The sequence below is a fragment of the Candidatus Obscuribacterales bacterium genome (assembly GCA_036703605.1).
Lineage (GTDB): Bacteria > Cyanobacteriota > Cyanobacteriia > RECH01 > RECH01 > RECH01.
Genome location: DATNRH010000145.1, coordinates 1 through 3,391, shown reverse-complemented (window position 1 = coordinate 3,391; position 3,391 = coordinate 1). Strand labels below are relative to the sequence as shown.

Genomic DNA, 3,391 nt, shown 5'->3' with positions numbered 1-3,391 from the left:
GGGCTGCTTGCCAGATGGCAATGTGTTGGCGTGAGGGGCGCACAGTTCTGGCCCAGTCATAGTTGGTGTGGGGCATGGTGGGGGGACGCATGCCTTGCCAGGCCAGGCCGGTGATGTGGGTGCCAGCAGCATTGGTAATGTTGGACAGAGTGATGGCTTGGAGGTAGTAGCGGCATTCATTGATCAAGTGGAGGTCTTCAGCGTCATAATGGCCAAGAGCAACAATGCTATCCATAATGTATGTGTCATGAGTCCTGGCTAAGGGAGCCAGTGAGGGGAGAGGCCCAGTCAGTCGCAAGGGGGTGGTGTGTAAGTCCTGCCAGGTTGATTTCATCCAGCAGGAGGTACCGAGGGGTTCATAGGCATCATAGTTGGCTTCCCAGAAAGGTTGTGCAGTACCTAGCTCCAGGGCTAGAGATTCCATACTGTCTCTCAGTAGCATGCCTGTGGGGTGTTTGGGTCGGCATCCGTGACGCAGGATCTGATGTAAGTGTTGGATCAGTTGCAGAGTCCAAGGGGACTGGAGGTTGAGGCCTTGGACCTTTAGGGAGCCATAGACGAGGCGGCGGGGAAGATTGCGCTGAACCCCAGCCTTGTTGAGACCAGCTTTCAAGATGGGGACCATGATTTGTGTGGACTGTTCTTGTGTCATTGTAGTGCAGGCCAGTGGGTATTGGATGGTTTTCATGATGGTGCTATTCAAGGCATACCAGGCATCTTCTCGGGAGATATGGTTCGAACGGATGGCGTCATGCCATTGCTTGGCTTTTTTGATCAGGTATTGGACTTCATCATCATCATGGCCGTCATGTCGAACTTGGACCCCCAAAGCTTCGCGGGCTTCATGAACCTCCAGGCGTTCAACAGTGTGGGTAATGTTGCCAGCTGAGTCCTTGAAGTGAAGGGCACCAGGAAGGTCATCTTTGGATCGGTAAGCCCAGTGGTCCTTGGACCATTTGAAGTCAATCATGTAGCAGTAACTCTTTTCAGGGGCCAAGTCACCACCAGATGCCCGGATTGCTCCATGCCAGTGAGAAAGGCCTTGTTGCATAGGATGGATCAAGTCTTCACAAGGGGTGGTGTTGTCAGCTGCTGAGTGAACCAAATCATTGTCATCCACAAAGCCAAACAGGACAATCTTGATAGCTTCTTGTCGGATGGCTGTCCAGGATTGGTAGCCGAGACCAAGCTCTCTCATCATTTCAATTAGGGGGGAGCAGATGGCAGTCCAGCCAGGGCCAGCTGCGCCATTTCCCTGGAGTAAACCTTGGAGTGGGGGTTGGTAGGGGTCATTTCCGTAGGTAATCTCAGAGTCGCCGAAGGCAGTGCGCACATGGTGAGTCATCTCTTGGATGGCCACCAGCATTGACCTGACTGGGTTGGCATGGAGGCCCAATCTTTGGAAGCAGATGTTGGCAACTGAATGGACAATGCGATCGAAACAGCCCTTGGCATCGTTAGAACAGATGATGCCGGCCTTGCGCTTTTGGCGGAAGAGGTCACTGCACAGCCTTTGGTTGAGGCTTACTTCAGCAGCTCTGTGTTTCTTACGGCCCCCATAGTTTTCAGCTGCTAGGGCGCCAGCTCTTTCAGCATTCCACATCATGGACTTGCCCATATATTTGTAGTTCATGTTGGCAGCAGCCTCCAGGAGCAAGATGGTGCGTAGTTTGGAGACTCGAAGGTCATGCTTGCGTTTTAAGAGTTCAACATTGATTCCAAACTTGTCATCATCATAAGTAAAGCCTGCAGTGTAGGCTACATTTCGTAGGGAGGCGTCTAGCTCAGCTAGGTGGGGCCTTTTCAAGTGAGCCTTATACATTCCAAAGTGGATGCCAGATATGCCAGCAGAGGTGCGTTCGCGGGCTTTCTTCCAGTCATTGATATGTTGTTCAGTGGAGATATAAGAGGGGCATCGAGGTTGGGCTTTGATGGCCTCTGGCATTTGAAGGTGATGGATGAATTTCAAAGTGTACTGGTCAAGGCCTGGAGGAGGTTCAAATGTGCCAGCCAGGATCTGCTGTACCACATCTTGGTCTCCTAGGTACCCAAGAAGGGGCTGGAGGGGAGGAGTCATGAAGGGTGTGTCTTCAGATTGGCGGTATTTGAGTTCATTTGTGGAGCAGCAGGCCTGTTCAATGGAGTCTTTGGTAGCACATTCCACAGTGTGTCCCTGGGCATCTTCATGGAGGACCATAGAGACACTGCCTGTACCTAGCTTTCCAAGAATACGTCTCACTGCTTGGCCCTGTTGGCGTTGCTGCATGTGCCTGAGCACCTGTTTCTTACGTTTAGGGTCAAAAGTATCAATGAATTTGAGACGGGAGTCCATATCATGTTTCTTGGCTTGGTTATATCGGGACCAGGCTTCTGTTCGGTGTTGGAGGAGCTCAGGGAGAGTCAAAGCGCGTGTATAGATGTGGTCTAGGCCAGCCTTGTGCTTTACCTTGTCATAGTATCGCCCATGGACTCGGCCACCTTGACGTCGGTGGATAGCAAGATTCCAAAAGGTTACTTCTTTTCTGGGTTTGTCAACTGCCAGGGAATATTGCACTGTCCCCATTCGTAATTTCCGGCATCGGCGCTCAGCGTACAGCATACTTTGAGTGACCAGGTTTTTGATAGTATTGGCTTCCAGGGCTTGGGTGGGAGTCAGAGGACCAGTGATGGAGGCCTCCAGGGAGAACTGTCGGGCCTGCAGGTGGTGTTCTTTGAGTTTTTGTTCGTAGAGATCAAGGTACCTGGCAACAACCCGGTCGTCGCGCAGTATCAGGCGTCTGGCAGAAGGTCTAGTAATGGGTGGGGATTCATGTCCAAAGAAAGACTGGTAGGTGAAGTCAATCCAGAGGGCCCTGTGGTCTCCAGGGAAATCATCATAGTCCAGGTAGCCTGCAGCCTTGGCTGTTAATGTAGCAGTGGCAAAGATGGCATCTACACTGACTCGCTGTTGGTTTCGGAAGTAGGTCTCAGGGGCTGTGGTCTTGTCATGAAGTTCAAAGATGAGATTTTGCATACCAAAATGGGCAAAGAACTGGGTCACAAAATTGGAAGAAACGTCCAGGTTGAAGTCTCCAGACACAATGAGCTGGTCGCCTGCCTCAAACCATTGTTGTAGGGCAGCCTTGAGGTCCTGCCAGAACTGGTCAAAGGGGTCAGTGTTGGGTTGCCCCTGCCGCATGTAGTACATCAGATGTTGGGTGTAAACAGTGGTGGCGCCCAGGGACCCCTTGTTGGGGCAGTAAGCACTGATCACTCGGGTGGAGATTCCATTGACCCCTCTGTATTGGGTCCAGACCCAGCGACCGAGACCAGTGGGATCTTGACCAGACTTGAAAGCGCGGTGGGCAACATCTTGGAAGGACATGAGGCCAGTGCCGCCCCATTGGAGCGC

Annotated in this window: 1 protein-coding gene; it reads right to left on the bottom strand. The window is 52.1% G+C overall.

The annotated features are described in order from the left end of the window. A partial coding sequence (locus V6D20_02965) for a hypothetical protein (GenBank protein ID HEY9814754.1) occupies positions 1–3,187 on the bottom strand: 3,187 nt, incomplete at its 3' end. Positions 3,188–3,391 lie beyond the last annotated feature (204 nt).